Source organism: Burkholderia sp. Bp9142 (assembly GCF_003853415.1).
In the GTDB taxonomy this organism is placed as follows: Bacteria; Pseudomonadota; Gammaproteobacteria; order Burkholderiales; family Burkholderiaceae; genus Burkholderia.
In genome coordinates this window covers 60658-84243 of sequence record NZ_QTPP01000002.1, presented here as the reverse complement: position 1 = coordinate 84243, position 23586 = coordinate 60658, and the positions used below count along the sequence as shown (strand labels likewise).

At 63.3% G+C, this 23586-nt stretch carries 23 protein-coding genes and 1 pseudogene; 7 read left to right on the top strand and 17 right to left on the bottom strand.

What is annotated here, in order from left to right; all coding sequences use genetic code 11:
* The first annotated feature begins 1 nt into the window (after position 1).
* From adeC to DIE22_RS03120, 3 genes are all read left to right on the top strand, one after another.
* Complete coding sequence (adeC, locus tag DIE22_RS03130; RefSeq protein ID WP_124604501.1) at positions 2-1486, top strand: AdeC/AdeK/OprM family multidrug efflux complex outer membrane factor; 1485 nt, start codon at positions 2-4, stop codon at positions 1484-1486.
* A gap of 22 nt (positions 1487-1508) precedes the next feature.
* Positions 1509-2144, top strand: a complete 636-nt coding sequence (locus DIE22_RS03125) for a TetR/AcrR family transcriptional regulator (RefSeq protein WP_124604500.1) — start codon at positions 1509-1511, stop codon at positions 2142-2144.
* A 97-nt stretch (positions 2145-2241) separates the two neighbouring features.
* Positions 2242-2865, top strand: a complete 624-nt coding sequence (locus tag DIE22_RS03120; RefSeq protein WP_124497849.1) for a TetR/AcrR family transcriptional regulator — start codon at positions 2242-2244, stop codon at positions 2863-2865.
* Positions 2866-3124: 259 nt separating this feature from the next.
* Here the strand turns inward: DIE22_RS03120 and DIE22_RS03115 are convergent, their stop codons facing one another.
* From DIE22_RS03115 to DIE22_RS03080, 8 genes are all read right to left on the bottom strand, one after another.
* A complete protein-coding gene (locus DIE22_RS03115) occupies positions 3125-4600 on the bottom strand; it encodes an aldehyde dehydrogenase family protein (RefSeq protein WP_124604499.1) in 1476 nt (491 codons plus the stop codon).
* A gap of 91 nt (positions 4601-4691) precedes the next feature.
* Positions 4692-5534, bottom strand: a complete 843-nt coding sequence (locus DIE22_RS03110) for a proline/glycine betaine ABC transporter permease (protein WP_124604498.1) — start codon at positions 5532-5534, stop codon at positions 4692-4694.
* Positions 5431-6360, bottom strand: a complete 930-nt coding sequence (locus DIE22_RS03105; RefSeq protein WP_260426600.1) for a proline/glycine betaine ABC transporter permease — start codon at positions 6358-6360, stop codon at positions 5431-5433. The genes DIE22_RS03110 and DIE22_RS03105 overlap by 104 nt, the downstream gene beginning before the upstream one ends.
* A gap of 23 nt (positions 6361-6383) precedes the next feature.
* Positions 6384-7478, bottom strand: a complete 1095-nt coding sequence (locus tag DIE22_RS03100) for a glycine betaine/L-proline ABC transporter ATP-binding protein (protein WP_260426599.1) — start codon at positions 7476-7478, stop codon at positions 6384-6386.
* 98 nt (positions 7479-7576) lie between these two features.
* The gene (locus tag DIE22_RS03095; RefSeq protein WP_124497853.1) at positions 7577-8428 is read right to left on the bottom strand and encodes a glycine betaine ABC transporter substrate-binding protein; all 852 of its coding nucleotides are present in this window, start codon (positions 8426-8428) and stop codon (positions 7577-7579) included.
* 80 nt (positions 8429-8508) lie between these two features.
* Positions 8509-9384 (bottom strand): dihydrodipicolinate synthase family protein, encoded by an 876-nt coding sequence (locus tag DIE22_RS03090; protein WP_124497854.1) that lies wholly within the window; start codon positions 9382-9384, stop codon positions 8509-8511.
* A 21-nt stretch (positions 9385-9405) separates the two neighbouring features.
* The gene (locus tag DIE22_RS03085) at positions 9406-10737 is read right to left on the bottom strand and encodes an NAD(P)/FAD-dependent oxidoreductase (RefSeq protein WP_260426598.1); all 1332 of its coding nucleotides are present in this window, start codon (positions 10735-10737) and stop codon (positions 9406-9408) included.
* A gap of 32 nt (positions 10738-10769) precedes the next feature.
* On the bottom strand, positions 10770-11558 hold the full coding sequence (locus tag DIE22_RS03080) for an aldolase (protein WP_124604496.1): 789 nt from the start codon (positions 11556-11558) through the stop codon (positions 10770-10772).
* A 344-nt stretch (positions 11559-11902) separates the two neighbouring features.
* Between DIE22_RS03080 and DIE22_RS03075 the strand changes: the two genes are divergently transcribed.
* The 4 genes from DIE22_RS03075 to DIE22_RS03060 all read left to right on the top strand — a co-directional run bounded on the left by DIE22_RS03075 (position 11903) and on the right by DIE22_RS03060 (position 15228).
* On the top strand, positions 11903-12613 hold the full coding sequence (locus DIE22_RS03075) for a GntR family transcriptional regulator (protein ID WP_124497856.1): 711 nt from the start codon (positions 11903-11905) through the stop codon (positions 12611-12613).
* A gap of 129 nt (positions 12614-12742) precedes the next feature.
* The gene (locus DIE22_RS03070) at positions 12743-13351 is read left to right on the top strand and encodes a short chain dehydrogenase (protein ID WP_124497857.1); all 609 of its coding nucleotides are present in this window, start codon (positions 12743-12745) and stop codon (positions 13349-13351) included.
* Positions 13352-13875: 524 nt separating this feature from the next.
* Entirely contained in the window at positions 13876-14310 is a 435-nt protein-coding gene (locus DIE22_RS03065) for a universal stress protein (protein WP_124497858.1), read from the top strand.
* A gap of 669 nt (positions 14311-14979) precedes the next feature.
* Positions 14980-15228, top strand: a complete 249-nt coding sequence (locus DIE22_RS03060; RefSeq protein ID WP_124497859.1) for an adhesin — start codon at positions 14980-14982, stop codon at positions 15226-15228.
* Between the two features lie 195 nt (positions 15229-15423).
* On the opposite strand, the gene DIE22_RS03055 is transcribed toward DIE22_RS03060, so the two are convergent.
* From DIE22_RS03055 to DIE22_RS03015, 9 genes and pseudogenes are all read right to left on the bottom strand, one after another.
* Positions 15424-15828: a UDP-N-acetylglucosamine-peptide N-acetylglucosaminyltransferase gene (locus tag DIE22_RS03055; protein WP_124604495.1), complete on the bottom strand. Its 405-nt coding sequence runs from the start codon at positions 15826-15828 to the stop codon at positions 15424-15426.
* Between the two features lie 77 nt (positions 15829-15905).
* On the bottom strand, positions 15906-16307 hold the full coding sequence (locus DIE22_RS03050) for a PPC domain-containing DNA-binding protein (RefSeq protein ID WP_124604494.1): 402 nt from the start codon (positions 16305-16307) through the stop codon (positions 15906-15908).
* A 123-nt stretch (positions 16308-16430) separates the two neighbouring features.
* Positions 16431-17453, bottom strand: coding sequence for a 2Fe-2S iron-sulfur cluster-binding protein (locus tag DIE22_RS03045; protein WP_124604493.1), 1023 nt, complete (start codon positions 17451-17453; stop codon positions 16431-16433).
* A 13-nt stretch (positions 17454-17466) separates the two neighbouring features.
* Positions 17467-19134 carry a hydroxylamine reductase gene (hcp, locus tag DIE22_RS03040; RefSeq protein ID WP_124604492.1) on the bottom strand — a complete coding sequence of 556 codons (1668 nt, stop codon included), beginning with the start codon at positions 19132-19134 and terminating at the stop codon, positions 17467-17469.
* 194 nt (positions 19135-19328) lie between these two features.
* Positions 19329-19556 (bottom strand): DUF3079 domain-containing protein, encoded by a 228-nt coding sequence (locus tag DIE22_RS03035; RefSeq protein ID WP_124604491.1) that lies wholly within the window; start codon positions 19554-19556, stop codon positions 19329-19331.
* Positions 19557-19657: 101 nt separating this feature from the next.
* Positions 19658-19867 (bottom strand): annotated as a pseudogene (locus DIE22_RS03030) (N-acetyltransferase); the annotation flags it as partial.
* Between the two features lie 65 nt (positions 19868-19932).
* Positions 19933-21333, bottom strand: a complete 1401-nt coding sequence (locus tag DIE22_RS03025) for an MFS transporter (protein WP_124604490.1) — start codon at positions 21331-21333, stop codon at positions 19933-19935.
* Positions 21334-21371: 38 nt separating this feature from the next.
* Positions 21372-22616, bottom strand: coding sequence for an NAD(P)/FAD-dependent oxidoreductase (locus DIE22_RS03020; RefSeq protein WP_124604489.1), 1245 nt, complete (start codon positions 22614-22616; stop codon positions 21372-21374).
* The gene (locus tag DIE22_RS03015; RefSeq protein WP_124604488.1) at positions 22613-23575 is read right to left on the bottom strand and encodes a VOC family protein; all 963 of its coding nucleotides are present in this window, start codon (positions 23573-23575) and stop codon (positions 22613-22615) included. Before DIE22_RS03015 ends, DIE22_RS03020 begins: the two co-directional genes overlap by 4 nt.
* Positions 23576-23586: the final 11 nt, after the last annotated feature.

Here is a 23586-nt window from a genome sequence, read left to right as displayed (position 1 = left end):
CATGACCCGCTTCCCCTTTTCTCCGGCCGCGCTCGCGCTGGCAGCCATGCTGGCCGGTTGCACCCTGATGCCCGCATACCAGCGCCCCGCCGCACCGGTGCCGGCCGCCTTCGCCGGCGCGTCCGGTGCCGAGGCCGCCGGGGGCGCCCAGGCGTCCACGCCGGTGGCCGAGATTGGCTGGCGCGACGTGTTCACCGATCCGTCGCTGCAGCGCGTGATCGACATGGCGCTCGCCAACAACCGCGACCTGCGCGTGGCCATCCTCAACATCGAGAAGGCGCGCGCGCAGTATCGCGTGCAGGACGCCGCGCTGTTCCCCACCGTCAAAGCCAGCGGCAGCGAGAGCGCCAGCCGCACGCCGGCCGACCTGTCGAGCACCGGGCAGCCGCTGGTGTCCCATACGTACAGCGCCACGCTGGGCTTCAGCGCGTATGAACTGGACCTGTTCGGCCGCGTACGCAGCCTCAACGAGCAGGCGCTCGAGGAGTACTTCTCCACCGCAGAGGCGCGCCGCAGCAGCCAGATCAGCCTGATCGCCGAGATCGCCACCGCCTACCTGACGCTGGCCGCCGACCAGGACCTGCTCAGGCTCGCGCAGGACACCCTCGCCAGCCAGAGCGACACCTACCGCCTGAACCAGCGCAGCTACGAGCTGGGCACGGCTTCACGGCTGACGCTGCGCCAGTCGCAGACCAGCGTCGACTCGGCGCGTGTGGACGTGGAGCGCTACACCGCGCAGGTGGCGCAGGACCGCAACGCGCTGGTGCTGCTGGTGGGCGCCGGCGTGCCCGACGAACTGCTGCCCAGGTCGCTGCCCGACACCGCCGCCGCCAACGCCAGCGTGCTGGCGACCATCCCTGCAGGCCTGCCGTCCGACCTGCTGCAGCGCCGGCCCGACATCCTGCAGGCCGAGCACGACCTGAAGGCCGCCAACGCGAACATCGGGGCCGCGCGCGCGGCATTCTTCCCGACCATCAGCCTGACCGCCACGGCCGGCAGCTCCAGTGCCAGCCTGTCCGGCCTGTTCAAGGGCGGCTCGGGCATCTGGAACTTCGGGCCGCAGATCACGTTGCCGATCTTCGATGGCGGCGCCAACCGCGCCAACCTTGACATCGCCAGAACGAGCCGCGATATCTCGCTGGCACAGTACGAGAAGGCCATCCAGACCGCGTTCCGCGAAGTGTCCGACGCGCTGGCCCAGCGCGGCACGCTGGGCCGCCAGCTCGAAGCGCAGCAATCGCTGGTCGACGCCACCGCCGACAGCTACCAGCTTGCGACCGCGCGCTTCAGGCGCGGCGTGGACAGCTACCTGAACGTGCTCGATGCGCAGCGCTCGCTCTACACGGCGCAGCAGAACCTGATCAATACGCGCCTGTCGCGCTTCACCAACCTGGCGACCTTCTACAAGACGCTGGGCGGGGGCTGGGTCGAGACCACCAACACGAGCGTTGCGCCCGCAACGGCCCCGCTCGCGACGCATTCCTGATGTGCCGCGGACAGGAGCATGGGTGGCAAGACAAACAAAAGCCGGTGCCGCGCAGACGCGCGCTCGCGTGATCAAGGCTGCCATCGAAGTGTTCTGCGAGCGCGGCGTGCGTCACGCGACGCTGGAGGAAGTGGCGGCTCGCGCCGGCGTCACGCGCGGAGCCGTATACGGGCATTTCTCCGGCAAGCCCGCATTGGTGGCGGCGATCGTGGACAGCGTGCACTGGCCGCTCGCCATCGGCGACGCGCTGTCGGCCTATCCGGCGCACGCCCAGCCGCTGCGGCACTTGCAAGCCCAGTTGCACACGCAGATGACGCGCTGCCTGCAAGACCCGACGCAATGGCCGGTGCTCACACTGATGCTGCGCGAAGCGGGTTGCCCGACGTGGCCGACGGCCGTGATTGAGCCGACGATGCGCATGCAGGTCAACGCGCTGACCGATCTGTGCCGGGTGATGGTCATCGCGAGAGAACGGGGGCAACTGCGCCGGGGCATTGCGCCGGTGGCCGCGGCGCGCTGCCTGCACGTGGTCGGAGTCGGAATGCTGTCGGACCACGCAAGCAAGCTGGCGCACGATACACGCGTCGACATCCGGCAATGCCTGCAGCTCTTCTTTGCCGGGATAGCCGCCCCCAACGAGGCGATCGAAACCGCCTGACACGCGCACGCGCCATTGGTGGTCGCCCTCCGTGCGCATCCGATGACATACACTCTCGTTTTGCCGCACTGGTGCGGCGCAGGTTCAGGAAGCATGCATGCGCAAGAAGACTGAAGAAAAGCGGCAGGCGATCATCGACGCTGCGTTCCAGACATTCAAGGAGGTCGGCTTCCACCAGGCCTCGATGTCGGACATTGCCGCGCGTTCGGGCTCGTCCAAGGCGACGCTGTACAACTACTTCAGATCGAAGGAGGAGATGTTCGCGGAGATCATGAGCGGCACGGCCGCGGACGAGATCCGCGCGGCATTCGCGCAACTGAATTCGTCCGGCCCCATCGCCGACAAGCTGACCGTGTTCGGCGAGCACTACCTGAACGCGATCCTGCGCCCCTCCGCGCTCTCGATCAGACGCCTCGCGATCGGCGAAGGTGATCGCTCCGACTTGGGGCGCGCGTTTTACCAACGCGGACCCAAGATCGGGTGGACCATGTTGACAAACGCGCTCGACGCAGCGATGGAAGCCGGTACGCTCAAGCGCGCCAAGCCCGAGATTGCCGCCGCCCACCTTCATGCCCTCTACGAGGCCGAATGCGTGGAATTTTGTCTGCTGGGCGTCGCGGTCGAGATCGGCCATGCCAGGATTTCCGAGGTCGTCGCTCGCGCGGTCGCCGTATTCATGGCGGCATATGGCCCACCTCAGACAGAAGACAGCGCACGCTGACGCCGAACACCAACACTCGGCTCTGTCCAGAAAACCCAAGCGGTTCACATACGGCTCACGATCTCCCGCGCTCCGACCCAACCCGTGGGGCGACGCGGTTCTGCTGTTGGTCAGCGCAAGAGTGGCAACCAGACGTTGTCACTCGGTACGTTGCGCACCGGGGTTCTGTTCTTTCAATTGACAGGACTGCCTTAAGGCGAGGGCCGCGCTACTCGAATGAGTAGTCAGCGGCCCAGGCGTCCCCCGGTGACGTACACGATTACTTGATGTACCAGCCCCAAGGCTCTTCCGCGCCGTATGCAGTAACCTGCTTCGTTTCAAGGTAGTTTTCCAGCCCCCACGGCCCGAGTTCGCGTCCAATGCCCGACTGCTTGTAACCGCCCCACGGTGCCTCGGGGAAACCCGGTTGCGAGCAGTTGATCCACACAATGCCCGCGCGCAACGCATCGGCCACGCGCTCCGCGCGGGCTGTGTCCTTGGTCATGACCGCCGCAGCAAGCCCAAACCGGCTATCGTTGGCCAGTCTGATGGCGTCTTCCTCCGTATTGAACGGGCGCACGCACACGACCGGTCCGAAAATCTCTTCCGTCCATGCGCTGCTATCGAGTGGCACGTCGACGAGAACCGTGGGTTCGAAGAAGTAACCATCGTCGAGTCCTGCTGGCCGGCCGCCGCCAGTCAGTACGCGGGCACCGTCGCTGCGAGCCTTCTCAACCGCGGCGCTCACACGTTCGAGCTGGATCGCGGACACCAACGGGCCGAGAAGCACACCCTCTTTCATACCATCTCCGATGGTGATCTTCTTCGCCTGTTCGACCAGTCGCTCGAGGAATCGCGGGTACAAAGCCTCTTGCACCAGCACGCGGGAAGTCGCGGAGCAAACCTGCCCCTGATTCCAGAAAATTCCGAACATGACCCATTCGACAGCCTTGTCCAAATCGCTATCGTCGAAGACGATGAACGGAGACTTACCCCCGAGCTCCAGCGTGACCCGTTTGATGTCCTTGGCGGCAGCCGCCATGATTTTGGACCCAACCGCTCCGGAACCGGTGAAAGCAAGCTTGTCGACAAGCGGATGATCAACAAGCGGTTGACCGGCGTCCGCTCCGAAGCCGGTAACGACATTCAGCACACCCGCCGGAAGCCCGATTTCTGCCGCGATCGCCGCCAATTCCAGCGCCGACAACGGCGTAGCTTCTGCCGGCTTGAGAACAACCGTGCAGCCAGCCGCGAGAGCCGGCGCGACCTTCCATGCCGCCATCAACAGCGGATAGTTCCACGGAATGATGGCCCCGACGACGCCCAGGGGTTCGCGCACCACCTTCGTCTTGAAGCGTGCGTCCGACACGCTGATCGGCTGACTTCTCTTCTCGTCGAATTCCTCGGCGAGCTTCGCGTAGTACTCGAAGCAACCGGCCGAATCGCCGAGATCCATTTCCGCCTCGGGACGCGGCTTGCCGTTGTCCCGAACTTCAATCTCCGCCATTCCTGATTGCCGGGCACGAAGCGCATCCGCGAATTTCTGAAGGTAGCTCCCGCGCTCACGGCCAGACAACTTCGACCATGCGCCGCTATCAAATGTGCGGCGTGCGGCCCTGACGGCTCGATCGATGTCCTGTGCGGTTCCCGCGGCAACCTTGTGAAACACCTTGCCGGTCGCCGGATTAACGACGTCCAGTTCTCCGCCGAGTGCCGGTGAGACCCATTGACCATCGATATAAAGTTTGGTTTGCATAGCTTTACGAGATTAAAGAGAGAAAAGCGTAGGCCGGAATGGTGCTCTCATGAACCGGTACGTATGACTCAGTGATACGCGCAGCCGCCGATTACGCCAGTGTCAGGAATCTTTTCGGGAACGCACCTCGGAAAACGCGATCCAGCACGATCGCGAGCAGCACGATTGCGATACTGGCGCGCATGCCAAGTCCGAACTCCATCCGTGAAAGACCACGGGTCACTTCAGCGCCGAGCCCGCCTGCGCCGACAAGTCCCGCCAGAACAACCATGCCCAGTGAGAAAAGGACACACTGGTTCACGCCCACCAGCAGCGTCGGCATAGCTGACGGCAATTCGATTTTCCAGAAGATCGAACGCTTGCTTGCGCCCATGGCATGACCCAGTTCCACACGGCTCTCGGGAATCTGACTCATTGCCAGAATGGTAAGCCGGACCATCGGCGGAATCCCGTAGATGATCGTGGACAGCAACGCGGGAACAACCCCAAGTCCAAACAGAATCACCGCCGGCACCAGGTATACCCAGGGCGGGAGCGTCTGCATGACATCCAGCACGGGACGAGCGGCAATCCTGAGCTTTTCGCTTCTGGAAAGGAGAACGCCGACGGGTACGCCCGTCACCACGGAAAACACGACCGCCAGTGCGATCACCGCGAGCGTCTCGACAGTCGCCGCCCACATTCCCAGCCCCAGACAGAGCGCGAGGCCGGCCGCGCAGAGCAAGCCGCCCCGCCAGCCGGCGACAATCAGTGCGATCACCGCAAGTGCCCCGATGATCGCGGAAGGCGGCGCCAGCGTAAGCACGTGAACGATGGCTGAAATCAGGCTGTTAAAGAACGCGGCCACCGCGACGAACGCGTCGTGATGGTGAACGTTCAGGTATGACAGGACGGGCGCGACGACCGCCCCGGGTGAAACGTGCAGTGACTCCATCACGCGCTCCGTATCGCTGACCGAGCCGTTGCGAAAAACGGTCCAGTACGATGGTGACAACAACGATTGCGATCCCTGCGTTCACCGCATGGTCGATTTCCAGTTTGCGAACCGCATCGTAAATTGCCTGGCCCAGCCCGCCCGAACCGGCGATGCCTGCGATGACCACCATACCGAAGCTCAGCATCAGACTCTGGTTGATTCCTGCGAAGATCGACGGGCGCGCGAATGGCACACGAATCTTGAAAAGGTGATCGAATACGTTCATACCCACAGCCGTTCCCAGTTCCCTGTACTGGATCGGCGTCATACGTACGCCATGTGCCGTAAGACGCATTGCAGGTGGAATCGCGACGATCCATGTGGCCCACATTGCGGTTGCCGGACCGTAACCCAGCAAGGCGATACCCGGAAGCAGGTAGATATACGGCGGCATTGTCTGGAGAAAGTCGAGAAAGACCTCAACGCCCTTGATGGACCGTGAGGTGAGACCCAGCAGGACGCCCGCAGGGATCGCGAACGCGAGTGCAAGCAGCGTTGAACTGAACACGAGTGTCAGCGTGCTCATGGTTTCAGCCCACAACCCCATTGCCTGACATAGCCACAACCCGATCAATGCCGTGATGGCAAACGTGCGACCGACGAATCGCCAACCGCAAACTGCCGCGACCAGAGCCACGACCCACCATGGCACAAACGTCAGGGATCCATTGATACCGTTGAACGCCGCGTTGAGAACGTAACTCAGGCCGTTGAAAACGTTCGTGGCGTGATCGGTCAGCCACCCGAGGCTGTTATCGACAGCCCCATCAAAGACTTCTGTCATGCTTGCCATCGCATCACCATCCATCAATTGGTTGCAAGGGCGCCCGAGCGCTCGGTTCGCACATCGATGCCGCGTACGGCTTTCAGGATTGCCTCCCGGCTGACCGTACCGACCACGCATCCATGCTGGGTGACTGTCAGGCTCTCGCTACCCTTCGCGAGCGACAGGTCGATCATCTCTTCCAGGTCGGCGTTGATATCCACGCTCGCCTGCGATTCAGCCGGCTGCCGCCCCGCAGCGAGCGGTTGCATTACCGAGTTTGCCTTGACCAGCTTGAGGCGCGAGCTCCCTTCCATGAAACTGGTGACGTAGTCATCCACCGGGCTTAGCGCGATCTCTTCTGGCGTACCAATCTGAACGATCTTTCCTTCGCGCATGATCGCAATGCGATCGCCGATGCGGATGGCCTCTTCTATATCGTGCGTGATGAAGATCGTCGTTTTCTTGAGCTTCGTGGATAGCTGCTTGAATTCGATCTGGAGCTGCTTGCGGATCAGTGGATCAAGCGCGCTGAACGGCTCGTCCATCAGCAACAGTTCCGGATTGGCCGCGAGCGCGCGTGCGATGCCGACGCGTTGCTGCATGCCCCCCGACAGCTCTCTCGGATAGCGATCTGCCCAGCTGCCGAGCCCGACGGTGGCGAGCGCCGCCTGACTTTTCTGCCGACATTCGGACGCCGACAACCCCTGCACTTCGAGCGGAAGCATCACGTTCTGGAGCACGGTGCGGTACGGCAGTAACGCCACTTGCTGGAATACCATACCGATACATGAAGAGCGCAGCTTGCGCAGTTCCGGGTATGGGAGCTTGCAGATGTTCTTGCCCCGTACGATCACCTCGCCACTGGTCGGGTCGATGAGCCGGTTGAAGTGACGGATAAGGGTTGACTTGCCACTGCCGGACAGACCGATAATGCAAAATGTCTCGCCTTCAGCCACCGAGAATGTCACATCGGCAACGGCGGCAATGCAACCGTGCCGTTTAAGCAGTTCGTCCTTTCCGAAGCGACCACTCTTTGCGGCTTCCATGGCCGACGGACTTTCGTTGCCGAAAATCTTCCATACACCGCGGCACTCCACGATCGCCGACTGCTTCCCGTGGGCAATGTCGTTCATCATGTTCATACTTCCATCCGAAGTGAAAGGCTCTCGTGGGGTGCCAATTGCCGGAGGCAGTTCTCGGACATCAACCGGCCGCCGGCCCCTTCCTCTTGCGTTTACTTCGACATCACGGACCACTTGTTGACCAGCACCTGATGCTGCTGCCACCATTCGTTGACAGCCTGATCCATGGTCAAACCGTCTTTCATCCGGACAGTCATCGTTCCGACGTCTTCGATCGGCACGAACATACTCGCCAGGACTTCACGGGCATGAGGGTTGGCTGCAGCGAAGCCCTTTTTGGCGATCCAGTAGTAGGTCTGCGTCGGTGCGAAAACATGCTTCGGATCTTCGAGCATTTTCACGGGAAACTTCTTGAACTGCCACGACGGGTCCCAGAGGATCACGGCGATCGGCTGTTTGCGCTCGACGGATGACTGCAACTCGGCGGTCATCGCTGCGGTGCTCCCGTCGACAAGGTTGTACTGCAGACCGTACTGGGTCACCGCCTGATGCGCTTCGCGCATGGCACCGGAGCCCGGCTCAATGCCAATAATCTTCCCGCCCATCTGATCCTTGATCGAATTCAGCTGATCGATCGACTTGATGTTCACATAGTTGGGCACCACGATGCCCTGAATGTTGCCGTGCGATACCGGAGCAAGCTTCTCCAGGCGATCCTTGTTCTTCGCCCAGTAGTCCGCCGTGACGTAGTTGATATGGGAGATCATCACGTCCACGTCACCGCGTGTGAGTGCGGCGAATGCGACGCCCCAGTCAGCGAACGTCGTAACCTTGACGGAATAGCCCTCCTTCTCGAGGAAGCGCTTGCCAATCAAGGAGATCGTTCCAACATCTTCCCAGCCGAGCGTGCCGATCTTGAGTTCCTTTGTTTCGGCCGCATTCACATATGCGGTAAAACTGAACATCAACGCGACGGCGAATAACAGATTCCATAGCTTGCGCATGATTTGTCCTTCTGTAACGCGGGTTAATGACCTTGGTTTGGTGGCGAATGCGGCCGACTGTCAGAAGATATCGCCGCCGATCAACCGAGCAGCGGTGCGAGCGCCTCCTTCAGCGCCTTTTCTTCCTCGGCGTTCAGCTTACGCAGCGGGCGACGCACATTGCCTGTACCGAAGCCGCGCAGGTGCGCCGCATGCACGACGGAAGGAAGGTAGTTGTTGCGCCAGACGTAGAGGATGGAGGGCAGCATCTTCTTCCAGAGCTGCAGCGCTTCGGTGATCTTCTGTTCCTGAACCAGGTTGTACAGCGCCACCGCTTCCTTCGGCATGAAGTTGGCCGCGCCCCAGATGGTGCCCACGGCCCCAGCCATGAATGCATACGGCGCGATCGGGTCTGCACCGTTCAGAACGTTGACGTTGGTCTGGAGGTATTCCTGGTGCGTGACCAGATCGCCGCCACTATCCTTGATGTACTTGAAATTCGGCAGCTGAGCCAGACGCTTGAGTAGCGAGGTCGAAACCGAGATTCCGGTCGACTGCGGGATGTTGTAGCCAACGATATCGACCTTGATCGCAGAGTCAACGTCCTCGTAGAACGCAAGCAGGCCGTCATCATCAGCGGGGCCTTCGAAGTACGGCGGAAGCACCATGATCGCGTCTGCTCCAATGGCCTCAGCGTGCTTCGACCGACGGATCACTTCATCCACGATCAGGGCCGACGTCTGGCAGATGATGTTGCAACGACCGTTGATACGCTTGACACCGACTTCGTACAGCTTGTTGCACTCGGCCTCGGTGAGATACGGGTGTTGACCGGTCCCTGCGCCGAGCACGAGTCCGTGAACGCCGGCGTCGATGTATTGGTCGATGAGCGCTTCGAAGCTATTGAAGTTGATCGAACCGTCCGCGTTGAACGGGGTTTGCATTGCGAGATTGATACCTGCCAGCAGCTTTGCCATTTAAGACCTCACTTGATGAATTTAAACTTCGATGCCTGCTTTCCTGAACCGCCATCCCGTCACGACATTGACGCCTGTCGAGGTGATGAACTCGGGGTATGCCCGACGCGGCGGCGCCTTCCTTCTCAAGATTTCAATCGACCGGCTGCTTTCGCCTGCAGCGAGCTCCGCTACGGCCTTTCCGAAGGCGGTCCCGCGTGCGACGCCCGTGCCGTTGCAATAGGCCGCTCCGTACACATTCGGCGCGAGCTCGCCCCACACCATTCCCCCGTTCTGCGACAGGGTGAACATGCCTCCCCAGCTCGCCTCAAAGCCCATCTTTGACAGTTCAGGCCAGCGGCGTCTGAAGGAAACCTGCTGCTGCTCTCGCGCACTCATCACCTTGTCCAGCGTCGCGGTGAAGTGGTCTGCATAGTTGTAGACGTTGCGCAAAAAGAGACGATTGTCGAAAGTGCGGCGTACTGTGGTGCCGAAGCTATTCGCGGGAATCAGTCCGTAAGTCCGCTGGTTTCCCACTTGCTCGAGTTCACTCGCCGTGAGCGGCCGCGTCATGCTCGCGTAGGTGTAGACAGGGATTGCCGTGTTCGGATAGAAGCCGAAGTTCTGCAAATGAGCAGCAGTACAAAGGATCACCTGCCGAGCCTTGATGGTGCCATTCGGCGTTTCGAATGTATGGCTTGACTGACCAAACACAGCCGATGTGACCGGCGTGTTTTCATACACCGTGACGTTTGCCGGCAGCTTGCGAGTCATGTTCTTGAGATATTTGGCCGGGTGAAGGAGCACGGTGCCCGGCTGATGAATCGCACGAATGTAATGCTTGCTTCCGGTAAGCGCCTGCATCTCCTCGCGGCTTACCCAGCTGTACGGCTCTTTGAGGCTGTCGAGCGCCTTCGCGAAGGCAACAAGGTCGGCGACGCCACTTTCTGTGGCGGCTGCATGATATTTGCCTTGCGGGTCCCAGTCACAGTCAACACCGAGTTCTTCGACGGCTGTTCTCAGATACTCGGTGCCTTCCGAATTGACGTGAAATTCGTCCCGATTGCCCTGCTCGTCCTCGAGGAAATCACGCTTGCGCGGGTTGTGCGAAAGGTTGATCGCAAAGCCCATACAGCGGCCGGATGCATTGTTCCCGATTCGTCCCGCATCGACGAGCACCACCTTCGCCTGTGGCCGGATTTCAGCATAACGACGGGCAGCGTGGAGGCCCATCCAGCCCGCGCCGATCACCAGAACGTCACAACTGACGTCACCCTTCTGCGCATTCAGGGGAAGGTCTGGGCCGGAGGTCAGGTACCAGCCCGACGGCGTTGCTTCCGGCTTCGGAGGTTCGACTGCGATGCGCTTGTTCAATGTTCGAGCAACCACGATTGATCCCCTTGATATCAACTCGCGTAGTCTGATTTCTGCTTGTCCAGGAATCTCTTCACACTTGCGAAGTGAAGCCGCGCTGTATCGTGCGCGCACGCACGTTCGGCCTCTGCAACCTTCCGGACGATGTCCAAGTCAACCGGTACGGTCTTGCGCCCGGTGCTCATCGCTTTCACCTGCGTCTCGGCGGCCCGTTCGAGGTAGTAGAGGTCGTCCCAGGCTTCCGCGATGGTCGGCGCGCCAACGGTCACGCCGTGGTTTTGCATGAAAGCGATCGCCTTCGTCCCCATCGCTTTAGCGATCCGGTCGCCCTCGTCCTCGCTCAGGGCGAAGCCGTTGTAATCACGGTCGATTGCAATACGGTCGTAGAACTTCATCGAAGTCTGCAAAGACCAGTCGAACGGATCCGCATCGATCATGCAAAGGCTGGTTGCGTACGGCATGTGCGTGTGGAACAACGCCTTGATGTCAGGGCGCAGCATGTGAATGCGCGCGTGAATCCAGAAAGCCGTCGCCTCCGGACGCGCTGCCCCCGCAAAGACGTGGCCATTGAAGTCGCATACCGCGATCGACGACGCCGTCACTTCCCGAAACGCGAATCCGTAGGGGTTGATCAGAAAGAGGTCCGAACGGCCCGGCACCACTGCGGAAAAGTGATTGTCGATTCCCTCGCCATATCCGTGAAAACCGCTGATCTGCAGTGCCGCGGCAAGATCGACTCGCGCCTGCCAGATTTCCGCTGTATCGACGCTGATGTTCGCGGTGGACGCACCTTCATTTTTCACAACAAGTTCGACTGCCATAGCCGTTTCCTCGCTTCGCTGGCTGTTAAAGGTCAAAGAGACCCTTGTTGCAATGCGCCGGGGCGCTTGCATCACCCGGCTTCCTGCTGCATTCAATCAACAATGCATACGTGTATACAATCGTGACAGAATACACGTGTCAAGCGGCGGGCGAAAAATCACCGTAGTGGTTAACGCGCGGTTCACGGGTAAACACCGGAGTCCACGTAGAAGAGGCGCGTGTTGCAAGCACATGCTTAACAGCCGCCCGCATTGCACGATTGCATCCATGTATACAATCGTGAGAATCTGGACTATGCTGATCCGCGTCGGAGTCGGTGCCAAGTGGCAATGAGAGAGAAGCGATGAATAATCGAGCAACCCCGGTCTGGGAGCCTGTGCGGGCTCGCACGATGGTTGATGCGGCTGTAGACGCGATAGTTGCCGGGGCAGCGCGAGGGCTGATCTTGCCGGGTGATCGAATTATCGAGTCCCAGATCGCCGAAAAGCTCGGGGTGAGTCGCGTACCCGTGCGGGAAGCGCTACGGATGCTTGAGATGCAGGGCATCGTAAGCAGCATTCCCAACAAAGGCATCCGGCTGACACCTGTTACGCGGGAACGAGTCAGGGATCTACTCGAAGCACGCATTGCGCTTGAACTGGTTGCGCTGCGCCGGATGGTCGAAGGGGGAAAACAAAAGTCACCGGAGTTTCTAAAGCGCCTTCGACATCGCATTGACGTCATCGAGTTGATGGTGACGCGCCAGGACTACTATGAGCTCGCACTGGCGGACGTCGCCTTTCACAGGGAAATTGTGGACATCGCTGGCAATGAGGCGGTCCGACATCTCTGGGAAGGTACCGCACGACAGTTGGTCATCATTCTTGGATTGACGACCGGCATGGCTGACCTGCGCAAGACAGTTGATGAGCACCGTGAGGTTTATGACGCAGTCGAGAAAGGCGACCTGGCCGAGCTCGAACGCGTATGGACAGAGCACATAAACAAGCAGAGCCTTGAGATCGATTACGAGAAGATCATCTCGGAACGCCGCGAACAGATGAGTGCGGGCTGACGCGCATCATTGGCGCAATGGAGCAAGCGTCGAGCACAGCCCACCCGCTACCGTTCAGCCGATAATGATTGCACCATCGTTAACAGGCGGCGTTTATATTCTTTAGCGTTACTAATTTATGAGTTTGAAATGAGCAAGATCGTCGTAATAGGCGCGACAGGAACTATCGGAAAAGCCGCGGTCGCTGCGCTACGGCCTCGGCATGAGATTATCGAAGTCGGGGCAACGAGAGGCGACAGGCGGGTGAACGTCACCGATCCGAAGGACATTCAGCGTCTCTTTGAGTCGATCGGCAAGGTCGATCATCTCATCGTATCGATGGGTGCCGTGCATTTCGGGCCCTTTGAACAGATGACGTCCGAAAATTTCTTGATCGGCCTTCACGACAAGCTCATGGGCCAGGTCAATACCGTGCTCGTTGGCCAGTCATGGTTGAACGACGGTGGGTCGTTCACGCTGACGAGCGGTATCTCGGCTCACGAGCCGGTTCGCGATGGATCGAACGCCTCGTGTGTCAACCTCGCACTGGAGGGTTTTGTACGAGGTGCGGCCGTCGACCTAAAGCGCGGGATGCGGATCAATCTGGTCAGCCCGACCATGCTCGAAGAGTCGGTTGAACTGTTCAGCGCAGCCTTCCCCGGTTTCGAGCCCGTCAGTTCAGCCCGCGTTGGACTTGCGTACGTGCGTAGCGTTGAGGGCCCGGAGACGGGACGCGTTTATCGAGTCGGCTACTGCTAATTTGCGCGATGGACATGTCGGTTGCACGGCCCCTGCGGTCGAATTCTGTTGCTGCCGCCCGGCGTCCGCCCACGGGACAAGTTGTAGATCGGCAGATCCATTCGGGACATCGAACTCAAGCCGTTTTCATAACTATCCTAGTGTGAGTACTCAGCGGCAATCTCCGTGAGACTTTTGCCTTTTGTCCCGTGACGATGGTAGCGGGGGGACGTCTGGATTTGCAGAGCGCCTAGTCCACAAATATTGCCGCGACGCAGCATGTTTTATCCCGTTGCCGCAGACTTTGTTGCATTCGAACGGCAGGCCTTACGTTCCCGCAGACCTTGTTGTACGCCCATAGCCGACTGGCCGACCGGATGATGAAAACGTTTATGCGCATAAACTTGAAATTTCTTATATTTCTAGTAGGCGCGCCACGCAACGGCCTACGTTGACGACATTTTTATGCGGCCGCGCGATCTCTTTAGGTCGGGCGTTCCGGCGGCGCGCTACGCTGGAAACATCTCGACTCCGGGGCATCGTCCATGCTCAAGCTGCTGGTTCCTGTCGGTCATTCGCCCCGCTCGCTGCAGGCGGTCCGCCACGCGACCTTCCTGTATCGCGAACGGTGCGCGTCGGAGATCGTGCTGATCAACGTACAGGCGCCGCTCGAAGCGACGCGGCTCGAGGCATTTCACCCGCTGTCGCGGCTGCGCTCGATCGAGGACAAGTTCGCGTGCGACGATCTGGCGATGGCCGAGCGGGTGTTGCGGGAGGCCGGTGTCCGATACAGCATCGTGAAGAAGGTCGGGCCGGTGGCCGACACGATCGCGGCCGTCGCGGCCGAGACCGGCTGCGACGAAATCGTCGTCGTCGCGCCGCGGCACGATCCGTTTCACGCGCTGCTGTCGATGTTCCGTCGCAGCGTGATGGACCGGCTCGTGCGGATCTCGAATGTGCCGGTGACGGCGGTGCATTAAACGGCTGAACGCCGCCACATCGCCGTCGCGGTGGCGGCACCGCGCCGCAGACCTCGATGCGCGCAGCGCGACCAGGTCGTCATGGACCCGCTTCGGCGGGTCGTTTCATTTGGGGCGACGCAACGATGCGTCCTGCACGACGCCAAGCCGTCGTGTGCCATGCACGAACGCCGCGATGCGCCACACGTGCGCCTTCGCACGGCGCCGACATGGTTACTTGATGGCCTTGCGCACGAAGACGAGATAGGTCGCCAACGAAGACGCGCCCAGCAGAATTACCCACAACGGCGCCATGCTGATCAGGACGGAAGAGACGTTGAGCATTTGGATTCCTCACTATTTCGACAGGGATGTTCGATACGAGCCTGCTTCACCCGGAACCGGTGCGTCCATCGCTTGCAGCACATCGCGCTCCGTTAAACATGCATTCATGCTATCGCTTTGACCGGTAGCGCGACCGTCTCGCCCTGCCCGCACACTGACATTCGTCAAACTCGCGTCAATCGCCCGCCGGTCCGGCCGACTGCCACCCTTTTTCCCTGCTCGCGCAGTTAAAAAAGGATGCGATCAGCCCGGCCAGCCGGTCTTTCAACAGACGTTTACCGGGGGAAGCCCCAAGTGCTTCGCCGAACGTGTCCGCGTTACGCTCGAGCGACGAGGAGACGAATCATGAGACGCGCCGTACACATTGCTTTTTTCGCATTGCTGGCCTACCTGATCGGCGACCGCGCGCTGCTGCACGCGCAAGGCCGCGACGCCAGCCCGACGGCGTGCTCGCAGGGCGCCGAGCAGGTGAAATACGACGCGCTCAGCCGGGGCTTCGGCAACGCGGCCGCCAGCAGCCAGAGCGAGGCCTTCATGTCCGGCTGCCTGGTAAGTGGGCGCGGCAATCAGGATGTCGCGATGGCGAAGCACTGACGCGGTTCGGCATGCGGTGCAGGTTGCCGGTACGTCATGCCGCCCGAGTCGACGCCGCGCCGGTTTCCGGTGTTTGCCGTCATTTTCCCGATCGATGCTTCGACTGACGTAGCTGCGCGGGCGCAGCTACCGGCAACGTCGAACGTCGGTTCGCGATCCTCGATGCAATGAACCGCGATCGCCCCGCTCCGCCGCCTACATCGCATGCGGATCGAAATAGGCTTCCCATGTGAGGGGATCGGCCGTGAACGCCGCACCACGCTTCAATACGGCCCGCGCTTCGTTCATGCTCGAACGCTCGAGCATCGCGACAAACGGGTTGAAATACGTGTTTCTGTCCGTCGATCCCAGGTGGATCGCCTCCACCAGGTACTCGCGCGCTTCGGCATGCAGTCGAAGGCCGCACAGCACCGCCCCCAGGCAGGTCAACACGGCGACCTCGTCGGGATTGTCGTCGAGCGCCCTTTCGAGCAACGCCCGGGCTTCCCCAAGCAGCGCGTCGTACGGCACCGGATCGTTCGTCCAGGTTCGATCGACCAGGGTTCGCGCCGCCGTCACAAGCATCCTGCACTGAGCGTTCACAGTCACCTCGCTCGACATTCGGCGACGCATCGAATCGTCGTGTCGAATCGGCTTTCACCGACGTCCGGACACAACCGGCACCGGGCGTTCGCCATTCATGCCCCCTCGTGCCGGATCGTCGATTCATTGAACCCGGTGCCCGCATCGGGTTCACGGGAGAAGCGATGCGCGGGCAACAGCACGAGCAGGATCTCGGCGGTCGTCCGCACCACGCAGCCGCTCGCGACGTGTCCACCCGACACACGGCCCTGTGCGTCGGACACCGACATGTGCAGGTGCGCGCCGTCCGGCGAGACCGAACCGGCCAGCGTCAGGATCTCGAGGTCGCCGCGCAGTTCGGTCGGTGCGTCGACGCCGGCAAAGCGCAATTGCGCGACGTTCAGGCTGCCGATCCCCTGGATCACGAATGCCGCGTGCGCGCCGAGCCGACGCAACGCCTGCTCGATGGCAGCGCGCAGATCGTCACCGGGAGAAAGGCGCAAAGGATGGGCTTGCATGGTCGAAAACCTGCTGGTGGGCCTGGGTTCCGACCAAGAGTACGTTCGACCAGGCAATCCGGCAAGCGGCCGCCTGCCGGATGGAACGTCGCGCGTGCGTCACCGCCACGCGCGACGCCCGCCTTACACGGTGAACCGCTCGCTCGCGAACTGCGCATCCGGCATGCCGGCCGCAACGGCGACTTCCCGCGCACCTTCGACGAGCGGCGGCGGCCCGCATACGTAGACATCCGGCAGCACGTCCGCCTGCGCAAGCGCCGCGCGCAACGCATCGACCGGCGTCCCGCGGAACCCGGCCCATTCGATGCCCGGTCGCCACACGCACAGATCGACCCGCAGCTGCGGCAACTCGGCCCGCAACCGCTCCAGCTCGTCGAGCATGAACAGTTCGCTTTCCTCATTGACGCCGAAGAACAGCCGCGCGTCGTCCATCTCCTGATACTCGGCCATGCGCCGCAGCATCGACAGGATCGGCGCGAGCCCCGTGCCACCCGCGACGAACCAGCGCGGCCGCAGGCTGTCCGCGAACAGGCCGAACCCGCCCATCGGCACGCGCACGGTCAGCGGATCGCCGGGCTGCGCGCGCTCGCGCAGATAGGTCGAGAACCAGCCGCCCGCCCGCAGCCGGATCAGGAATTCCAGACGGCCGTCCCAGTTGCTCGTGTTCGCGAGCGAATACGGCCGGCGCAAGCCGCTGCCCGGCACCTCCAGTTCCGCGAACTGGCCGGCCTCGAACTCCGCCGCCGCGCCGAACGCGTCGTCGGGCTCGATCTGCAGCTCGACGCGCAGCGTGTCGGGCGCGATCGTATCGAGCACGGCGATCCGCGCGGTGCGCACGGGCACCGGCTGCAGCAGCACCTTGGTCCGGTCGTACGGCGCGGCAACCCGCAGATCGCCGAGCGGCGTCGTCCGGCACAGCAGCACCGCGCCGGGCTGGCCGGCCGGCAACGCGTCGGCGCTGTGCGCCTGCATCTCGTACGGGCCGTCGACAACGGTCGCCTGGCATGCGCCGCAGCTGCCGCGCCGGCATTGCGACGGCAGCGTGATGTCGGCTTGCGCGGCCGCCGCGAGCAGATCCTGGCCGGGCTCGCAGTCGAAGCCGAACGGCACGCCGTCGCGCGTCGTGATCTCGATCCGGTAACTCATCGCACGATCCCGCTCACGCAGCCTGGCGCGCGAGCGCCGCGGCCAGGTCCGTCCGGGCGTCACCGATCGGCTGGATCCCGAACTGATCGACCAGCACCGCGAGCACGCCCGGCGTGACGAACGCCGGCAGCGTCGGTCCGAGCCGGATGTTGCGAATGCCGAGCGCGAGCAGCGTCAGCAGCACGGCCGCCGCCTTCTGTTCGAACCACGAGATGACGAGCGACAGCGGCAGGTCGTTCACGCCGCATTCGAACGCATCGGCGAGCGCGGTCGCGATCCGGATCGCCGAATAGCTGTCGTTGCACTGCCCGACGTCGAGCAGGCGCGGAATGCCGCCGATATCGCCGAACGCGTGCCGGTTGAAGCGGTACTTGTTGCAGCCGAGCGTCATCACGACCGTATCGTCGGGCGCCTGTTCCGCGAACTCGGTGTAGTAGTTGCGCCCCGGCGCCGCGCCGTCGCAGCCGCCGATCAGGAAGAAGTGACGGATCTGTCCGGCCTTCACCGCGTCGATGACCTTGTCGGCTACGCCCAGCACCGCATGCCGGCCGAACCCGACGGTGATCGTCTCCTCCGGCGCGGTGGCCGCGAACCCGGGCAGTGCCTGCGCGGCGCGGATCAGCGTCGAGAAATCGTGATGCTCGAGATGGCGCACGCCCGGCCAGCCGACCGGCCCCGTCGTGAAGATGCGCTGCCGGTATTGCGGCAGCGGCTCGATGATGCAGTTGGACGTCATCAGGACCGGCCCGGGGAAATGCGCGAAGTCGCTCTGCTGGTCCTGCCACGCGCCGCCGTAGTTGCCGGCCAGATGCGGGAACGCCTTGAGCGCCGGATACGCGTGCGCCGGCAGCATCTCGCCGTGCGTGTAGACCTGGATGCCGGTGCCCGCCGTCTGTTCGAGCAACGCGTGCAGATCGCCGAGATCGTGACCCGACACGAGGATCGCCTTGCCTGCCACCGGCGACACGCGCACGGCGGTCGGCTGTTGCACGCCGAAGCGGCCTGTGTTCGCGTTGTCGAGCAGTTCCATCACCGTCAGGTTCAGCCGGCCGAGATCGAGCGCCTGCGCGAGCAGCGCGTCGACGCCGGTGGGATCGCTTGCGAGAAACGCGAGTGCGGCCTCGACGCCTTCGTAGATGTCGTCGCGCTCGTAGCCGAGCACTTTCGCATGATGCGCATACGCGCACACGCCCTTCAGCCCGTACAGCACCAGCGCGCGCAGCCCGACGATATCCGCGCCCACCGTGTCGCGGCCCGCGTCGATGCCGACGGTCGCCGCCTGCTTCAGCAAGCCGGCCAGATCGTCGGCCGGCTGCCATGCGGCCGGCCCCTGCAGCACCGGCACGGCCGTGCCCGCGGCGCGTGCATGCGCTTCGCACGCGGCCTTCACGCGATCGCGTGTCTGCGCCGCCTCACGCAGCAGCGCGACGAAGCGCGCCGCATGGAAGTTCACGTTGGTCAGCGTGGTGAACATCGCGTACAGCACGAACCGGTCGGCTTCGCGGTCGGGCACGCCCATCGTGCGCGCGATCGCGCCGTACTGCGCGATGCCCTTCACCGCATGGATCAGCAGGTCCTGCAGGTCGGCCGTCGTCTCGTCCTTGCCGCAGTTGCCCTTCGCCGACGCGCAGCCGGGCCGTGCGCCGGTCCGGTCGGTCTGTTCGCATTGATAGCAAAACACGGTGTTCTCCTTTGTCGATCATGGGGGCGCGGGCCGGCTCGGACGACAGGCTGGAAGCGTGTTCCAGGCCGCCGGGCATCCCGCCCGCTTCAAGATGCTTGCTTTATGCATCTTTTCGCATGATGTTTCGGCGCACCTTCGGCCGCCGTGACGCAGATCAACAAACCACCCGCGCACGGTGAGACAACTTGTCGCTACGACTGCCCGCCCGCCGGCGCTGCCGTTGCCTTTTCGCTTTCGTCATCCTCGCAATCGATGCCCCAGGCGCCGTAGCGATACCAGTCCTCGCCGAGCAGTTCGCACGGGTGCTGGGTCCGGCTGGAGCCGTTGCCGCAACGCATCGCCTGCGTCGGGCAGTAGTTGTCGCATCCCCAGCAGATCCGCTCCGGATGGTTGGGATGCAGCGGAAATTTCTTGGCCATGATTCGTCGTCTTCCCGGTATCGTTGCGTCCGCTACCGTTCGACTCTAGTCCACCGCGAAACGTTGCCGATGCGACATTCGTTCGCAGCGGAGGCGCCGCATCACCCGCGTCGATCGCTCGCGCGCAACCCGTGCAGCGCGCGGTCCGCCACTCCGTCGCCGACGATCCGGCCTTCGTGCAGCAGCCCTTCCCTGACGAAGCCGAGCCGCTCGCGCATATACCCGCCGCGCCAGTACCGGCGACGCAGGCCGAAGCCGATCTCGGCTCGCCGGCGTTGCTCATGCGCATGAAACGGCACGCATTCGCCCAGACACAAAAGGCCCGGGCAGTTCAATTGCCCGGGCCTTCCATGTCCGCCGTTGCAGCCGGCCGCGCTTACGCTTCCAGCGCCTCCAGCACCTTGCCCTTCGTCTCGATCCCGACGAAATGAACGGTCAGCGCCGCGATCAGCGGCACGATGCCGATCAGGTAGAACGCCGGCGCGAGATTGCCGCCGATGATCGCGTGCGGCACGATCATCGGTGCGGCGAACGACGCGATCTTCAGCCACGCGCTGCCGAGCCCGCAGCCGGACGCGCGGATGCTCGTCGGATACTGCTCCGGCGTATAGACGTACGCGGTGATGAAGCCCGACGCCATCAGCCCGAGCGACAGCGAGCAGAAGGCCGCGACGACATACACCGACGACGCGTGATAGATGCCCGCGAGCGCCAGCGACAGCGCGCACAGCACGAACGACCACACGATCACCGGCTTGCGGCCGAGCTTGTCGACCAGCAGCGCGGACGCGAGCGAACCGAGCACCCCCATCACCGAGCCGATCACCGCGAGATTCAGCGCGAGCTGCAGCGGCGCGTGATAGAAATTCTTGTAGATCGTCGGCAGCCAGGTAGACAGCCCGTACTGGATGAACCCGCAGGTCGCCCACAGCGTCGCCACCGCGAGCGTGCGCTTGCGATACGCGGCGCTGAACAGGTCGCTCATCCGGCGCTTCGGATGCTGGCGCACCATCTCGTCGTATGCGGCCACCTGCGTGACCGGCGGCAGTTCGCCGCGCACCGACGATTCGAACGTCGCCACCGCGCGCCCGGCATCCGCGAGCCGTCCGCGCGACGCGAGCCAGCGCGGCGACTCCGGCACAAGGCGCGTGAGCACCAGCGCGAGGATCAGCGGCAGCCCGCCGACGAAGTACATGATCTCCCAGCCGAACCGCGGCACGAGCCAAGCACCGAGCGCCATCGATACCAGCAGGCCGATCGGGAACACGATTTCATACAGCAGCACGAAGCGGCCGCGGCCGTGCGCGCGCGTGATTTCGTTGATGTACGTCGCCGCGACCGGCAGTTCGCCGCCGAGCCCAAGCCCCTGCAGGATCCGCAGCAGCACGAACACCTCGAACGTCGGTGCGAAACCGCACGCGATGCTGGTGATGCCGATCACGGCGGAGCTCCACGCGATCGCCTTCACGCGGCCATGCTTCTCCGCGAGCGCGGGAAACAGGAACGCGCCGATCAGCTGGCCGATCGCGCCGGACGCGATCAGCATGCCGATCTGCGTCGGCGACAGCCCCCACTTGTGAATCAGCAGCGGCAGCGTCGCCGCGATCGTGATCACGTCGAAGCCGTCGAAGAACGTCGCGGTGCCGATCAGCACGCGTGCGCGGATCTGCATCGCGTTGGCCGGAAGCCGCTCGAGCCGCGCGATGATCGCGCCGGGCGTGGAGGCGGCAGCTTCCATCGTGGCCCTGCCGGCCACGACGTTGTCGAAAGTGCTCATGCGGGTTGTCTCCTGGATCTTTTGGCCGTCCTGGCCGGTCAGGCAAGCGCTTTGGTCGTGTCTGCCAGGGCTTCCGTATCCACTGCCCGGCCCTGGTTCATCCACTTGCGTGCGAGCTTCAGCTCGCGTGCGTTGTTGATGGCGATGACACCTCTCACATGCCCATCGCCCACGAAAAACAGCGTCGCGCGGCGCGCGGCAAGATCGCCGCGCACGACAAGCTGCGCATCGGCCGGCAGATCGCCGAGGATCTGCAGGTTCACGTCGTATTGATCGGACCAGAACCACGGAATCTCCGCGTACGGGGCGCGCACGCCGAGCACCGCCTTCGCGGCCGCGATCGCCTGGTTCTGCGCGTTCGCCCACGATTCGAGCCGCACGCGCCGCTTCAGCCAGCCGTTGTGATGGTTCGCGACGTCGCCGCACGCGAAGATCGCCGGATCGCTGGTCGCGCCGAATTCATCGACGACGATGCCGTCGTCGATCGCCAGCCCCGCGTCGCTCGCGAGCGTCGCGTTCAGCGCGAGGCCGATGCCGGCCACCGCGAAATCGGCGTCGATCGTCGTGCCGTCGGCGAGCGTCGCGCGCACCTTCGATGCGTCGTCCGGTTGCGTGTCGAGCGATGCGAGCGCCGCGCCGAGACGCACGTCGACGCCGTTCGTGCGATGCAGGTCGAGCAGGAAATCCGACACGATCTGTGGCACCGAGCGGCCGCACAGCCGCGGCGCGCCTTCGACGACGACCGCTTCGACGCCGAGCTTGCGCGCGGTCGCCGCGACCTCGAGGCCGATCCAGCCGCCGCCGATCACGAGCACGCGCCGGCTCGCGCGCAGCTTCTCGCCGAGCGCGGCCGCTTCGTCGAGCGTGCGCAGGTAATGCAGGTTCGGCGTCTTGACGATCGTCTCGGGCAAGCGCCGCGACGTGCCGCCGGTCGCGATCACGAGGCGGTCGTACTCGATCTCGCGGCCGCTTTCGGTCTTCACCACGCGACGTGCACGATCGATCGATGCCGCGCGTTCCGGCTGCCACGCCTCGACGTTCAGCGCGTCGAATTCGTCCGGGCGCACGACCCGCACGGTCTCGATGTCGGCGTCGCCGGCCAGCACGGCCTTCGACAGCGGCGGACGCTCGTACGGCAGGTGCGGCTCGTCGGCGATCATGACGAGGCGCCCGGCGAACCCTTCCGCGCGCAGCGTCTTCAGCACCCAGCCGGCGGCCTGGCCGCCGCCGATCACGACGACCGTGCCCGGCGCGGCCGATTCCTGCGGGTTCGCTTCGCTCACGATTTGCGCTCCGTCATGAACTTGCCTTCCGGCGCCTTCGCGTTCTTCTGCCGGCGCGTGTTGCCGTCGAGGCCACCGTCGACGGCCCATTCGGCGAACACGGTCGGGCCCGGTTCGAATTCGCGCGGCTGCCACTCGGGCGTCAGCACGTCCTCGTCCGCGTAGTACTCGATCAGCGCGCCGGCCGGATTCTGGAAGTACCAGAAGTACGCGGACGACACCGGGTGGCGACCCGGGCCGAGCTGCGTTTCCCAGCCGCAGCGGTCGATGTGCATGCCGCCGCCGAACACTTCATGGATGTCGCGCACCGTGAACGCGACGTGGTTCAGGCCGCGTTTGCCGTTCGGCAGCGCGAGCAGGAACAGGTCGTGGTGGCCGCCGTGCGGCGCGCAGCGCATGAACGCGCCGCGGCCCGGATAGCGGTCCGACGTCTCGAAGCCGAGCAGCTCGTGATAGAACTTTTCCTGCGCGTCGAGGCAGTTCGTGAAGAACACGACGTGCCCGACCTCGACCGGCTCGGCGCGCGCATAGATCGCGCTCGGCTGGTCGACCCGCACCGTCCGGCCCCACACGTTCGACGGCGAGCCGGTGATGTCGAGCGCGCGCTTGCGCGTGACCTCGACGCGGATCGCCATCCCGTTCGGATCGATGCAGCCGACCGCATCGTCCTGCGCGTAATAGCCGGGCTGGCCGGCCAGCTTCGTGCGCAGCGCGTCGACTTCCTGCTGCGTCGCGACGCCCCACGTGACTTCACGCAGCGTCGGGCCCGCTTCGAACGCGGGCGGCAGCGACGGATCGTCGGCCTTGACGACCAGCACGGTGCAGCCGTTCAGCGTCTCGAAACGTGCGCGCGTGTCGTCGTGCACGACTTCCTTCAGCCCCCAGTCGGCGAAAAAGCGCCGGCACGTCGCGAGGTCGTCGACACCGTACGTGATCTGCTCGATACCCAAGATGCTCATTGCGTCATTCC